Source organism: Methylobacterium sp. A49B (genome assembly GCF_053346215.1).
Genome location: NZ_JBKFBO010000089.1, coordinates 1 through 4,040 on the forward strand (window position 1 = coordinate 1; position 4,040 = coordinate 4,040).

Sequence of the window (4,040 nt, forward strand, 5' to 3'; positions counted from 1 at the left end):
TCGTCGCCGACGATCAGCTCGAAGGGGAAGTCCGTCCGCTGGCTCAGGATGCTGTCGAGCGTCTGGCGGATGAACGGTTCCTGGTTGTAGGTGATGCACAGCACCGAGACGACCGGCTTGCCCGCCTCGGAGCCGGCGTCGCCATAGCCCTGCTGGCGCAGCCATGCGGCGAACGGGTTGACGTATGTGCCGTCCACCGCCTCGTCGGGCGTGCCCGGAAAGTCCGGCCGCGGCTGCCGGCCGAGCCGGGCGCCGTACTTCACGTAGTGCTCGAGCGGGGACAGATCGGTCAGGCCGACGTCGGGGTAGCGTGCCGCGTACCAGAGGTGGTCGAACTGCCCGCTGCGATAGATCGTCGAGAAGTCGTCCTGCCAGGGCTCCGGCTGAGGCGGGGCTGCGGTCTCAGCGGCACTCTGCATCGATCGTGTCCTCGCACAGGTCTCGGCCGCTGGCTGGCGCCGCACGCGGCGACGCTCCGATCAATGCGGCGTCGGGCGAACGGTCCGGGCCGGCGTCAGAGCGCACTCGGCGGCCGCGCCTCGGCGTAGCCATGGTTGAAGTAGTGCTGCGTCGGGTCGGCGCCCGCGCTCGCCACATCGCCGTTGCACTTCAGGTAGAAGTCCCGGTCGAACAGGCCCGAGGTCTCCAGCCAGCGAAGCATCGTGTCCTCGCCGACCACCGGCGCGCCGTCGGGAGAAGCGGCCGCAGTCTCGCGGTAGAGCTGGACGAGCCGGGCGATGCGGGCGGCCACGTCCTTGGCGGCGGGCCGTCGGACAGAGGCGGCGACCACGCTCGACTGCTCCCCCGGGCGGCGCCGTTGAAGGTCGGCCTCGGCTAGGCGAACCAGACGCGCGAGCTCGCCCTGCGCTTCCTTCAGGCGAGCCTGCGTCTCGACCAGTTCCGCCCGTAGCGTCTCGACGTCGTCGACCAAGAATCGCTCCGTCCCACTCGCGGCGCCGATCGTCGCTGAACCTCCGGCCGTACGGAAAACACCGCGTCCCGGACATCGCGGCGGCCGCGCGACGCTCGGGTGATACGATCGGCCCCAGATCGGGGTCAACCCTTCCCGGAGGATCGCCTTCGCGGAGGTGGGGGGGGGGCGGATCTTCGGTCCGGCAGGACGTGCCTCAGCCGGACGCTTCGCCATCGGATCGCTGGGCCACGGTGACCGACAGCCAGGGCAAAGCCGCATCCTCGACCGCAATCAGGAGACGAACCTCCAGGCGCCGATCGAAGGGCAGCGTGAAGCGGAACCCGCAGCGTGCCTCATCCACCGGTGCCGGCGCGTCGCGGAACAGGGCGGTGACCACGTCGGACCGTTGCTGATCGACGGGAACCCGATGCGTCTCGTCTCCCACTTCGACGAGGAGCGTCGCCCGGGCCCCGTAGGTTGGGACGATCCAGCCCGCGAAGGTCACGTGCTCATCCTCGACCTCGATCCCGTCTCCCGAGGCCGGCGCCTCCAGATAAGCGCGGGCGAACTCTGGAGACAGCGCGGCGTCGAGGTCCGCGACCGTGCAGGCGAGCGCGTAGGGCTCGAAGCCGCGCCCCCGGCCGAAGAGGGTGGCGAAATGCCGGCGCTGGAGATCGAGCCGGGCCGCCTGGAGCGCGTCGGCGCGATCCGTCCACGGACTGTCGGCCCGGACCTCCCACACCGAGAGGATCTCCCGCAGGAACGCGACGCGGCCCGCATCGGCGACGTGGAGATCCATCAGCCAGTCGCTCGCGCCGGCATCTTCGAAGAAAGCCCGCGGCAGGCGCCGCAACGCGTCGACCCGGTAGAGGCCGCACGCGCGGTGCGCCGTCACCGGCGCGGCGGCGAGATCCAAGAAACCAAGGGTCCCGGTCGCGAGCCGGCCTTGCCCCTCGTGCGGCAGGAGGGATCCCTCCGCTACGCGATGCACGAGCACCCAGCTGAAGCACAGGGAGAGCCGGGGATCAGCCCGCAGCATCCGGAGCTGCTTGGCGATCTTCCGGTCGGAGATCCAGCGGGCCTCCGGGTCGCAGAAGGCGATGAAGCGGCCGTCGCAGGCCGCGATGCAATCCTGCAGGTTCCGGAGCGGGTCGAGATCCCGCGGGCGCGGACGCACCACGATTCGGTCCGGATCGGGCACGCGAAGGGCCGCGATGGAGTCGGGGACGCCGTCCGTCGCGCGCTCGAAGCCGACGACGATCCGGAGCCGGAACAGGCCGCGCTGGGCCAGAACCCCGTCGAGGCATGGGCGGAAATCGACGCTGCTGTCGCGTGCGGTCACGATGACGCTGACGGTGAGCTGCTCCTCAAGCCACGCGCGCAAGGCGTCCGCATCGCCGGTCGGCAGGTTTGCGGCATCGAACCCCATCTCGCCGAGGGTGTCGTGGGCGATGTCGGGATGGGCCTCGACGAGGCTGAGCAGGCCCGGCACGTCCGCCTCATCGAGGCAGGTTTCCGCGAGGCGGGCGAAGATCATCCTCTGAGAGGCCGCGAAGCTCTCCGCGAAGCGGCCGCCGAAATGGCCGCGCAGGCGCCGGAACAGCTCGATCTCGGCAGTGCCGAGCTTCCTGTGCCGCGCGATCTCGGAGGCGTGGGTGGTCCACATCCCGCCGGCATGCTTGCGGTAGACCGCCATCACCTGCGGCAGGAAGCCGATGCGCCCGACCTCCGCGTGCATCAGATGCACGTACCAGTCGCCCGGCGCGATGCTCTCGTCGAAGGCGAATGGCTCGGCGCCCCGGTAGCGCCAGCGGTAGAGGACGCTGTTCGTCTGGATGAAGTTGCGGGTGGCGAGATCGGTCAGGGAGGGAAGCGGCGCGCAGTGCTCCGGGAACCTGGTCTCGATGCCCGGCATGTCCTCGTAGATGATGCGCACCGGGTGGAAGCAGAGGGTGAATTCCGGGTGCGCCCGGAGGAAGTCGACCTGCCTCTGGAGCTTCCCGGTGTCGCTCCAGTAATCGTCCCCCTCGCAGGTGGCGATGAACTCACCGCGGGCCGACCGCGTCAGGTCGGCGAAGTTCCCGTTCGGGCCGATATTCTCGGGCCGCAGGATCGCGACGATGTTCGGGTGCCGCGCGGCGTAGTCGGCGATGATCTCGGCGGTGCCGTCGGTCGACTTGTCGTCGCCGACGATCAGCTCGAAGGGGAAGTCCGTCCGCTGGCTCAGGATGCTGTCGAGCGTCTGGCGGATGAACGGTTCCTGGTTGTAGGTGATGCACAGCACCGAGACGACCGGCTTGCCCGCCTCGGAGCCGGCGTCGCCATAGCCCTGCTGGCGCAGCCATGCGGCGAACGGGTTGACGTATGTGCCGTCCACCGCCTCGTCGGGCGTGCCCGGAAAGTCCGGCCGCGGCTGCCGGCCGAGCCGGGCGCCGTACTTCACGTAGTGCTCGAGCGGGGACAGATCGGTCAGGCCGACGTCGGGGTAGCGTGCCGCGTACCAGAGGTGGTCGAACTGCCCGCTGCGATAGATCGTCGAGAAGTCGTCCTGCCAGGGCTCCGGCTGAGGCGGGGCTGCGGTCTCAGCGGCACTCTGCATCGATCGTGTCCTCGCACAGGTCTCGGCCGCTGGCTGGCGCCGCACGCGGCGACGCTCCGATCAATGCGGCGTCGGGCGAACGGTCCGGGCCGGCGTCAGAGCGCACTCGGCGGCCGCGCCTCGGCGTAGCCATGGTTGAAGTAGTGCTGCGTCGGGTCGGCGCCCGCGCTCGCCACATCGCCGTTGCACTTCAGGTAGAAGTCCCGGTCGAACAGGCCCGAGGTCTCCAGCCAGCGAAGCATCGTGTCCTCGCCGACCACCGGCGCGCCGTCGGGAGAAGCGGCCGCAGTCTCGCGGTAGAGCTGGACGAGCCGGGCGATGCGGGCGGCCACGTCCTTGGCGGCGGGCCGTCGGACAGAGGCGGCGACCACGCTCGACTGCTCCCCCGGGCGGCGCCGTTGAAGGTCGGCCTCGGCTAGGCGAACCAGACGCGCGAGCTCGCCCTGCGCTTCCTTCAGGCGAGCCTGCGTCTCGACCAGTTCCGCCCGTAGCGTCTCGACGTCGTCGACCAAGAATCGCTCCGTCCCA

3 protein-coding genes and 1 pseudogene are annotated in these 4,040 nt (G+C 70.1%); all 4 read right to left on the reverse strand.

Annotated elements, in window-relative coordinates:
- Nucleotides 1-419 (reverse strand): annotated as a pseudogene (locus tag ACLBX9_RS12590) (glycosyltransferase family 2 protein); the annotation flags it as partial.
- Between the two features lie 95 nt (nucleotides 420-514).
- Nucleotides 515-931 (reverse strand): hypothetical protein, encoded by a 417-nt coding sequence (locus ACLBX9_RS12595; protein ID WP_447719162.1) that lies wholly within the window; start codon nucleotides 929-931, stop codon nucleotides 515-517.
- Between the two features lie 196 nt (nucleotides 932-1,127).
- Nucleotides 1,128-3,512: a glycosyltransferase gene (locus ACLBX9_RS12600; protein ID WP_447719163.1), complete on the reverse strand. Its 2,385-nt coding sequence runs from the start codon at nucleotides 3,510-3,512 to the stop codon at nucleotides 1,128-1,130.
- 95 nt (nucleotides 3,513-3,607) lie between these two features.
- The coding region (locus ACLBX9_RS12605; protein ID WP_447719115.1) for a hypothetical protein at nucleotides 3,608-4,040 on the reverse strand (433 nt) is incomplete at its 5' end.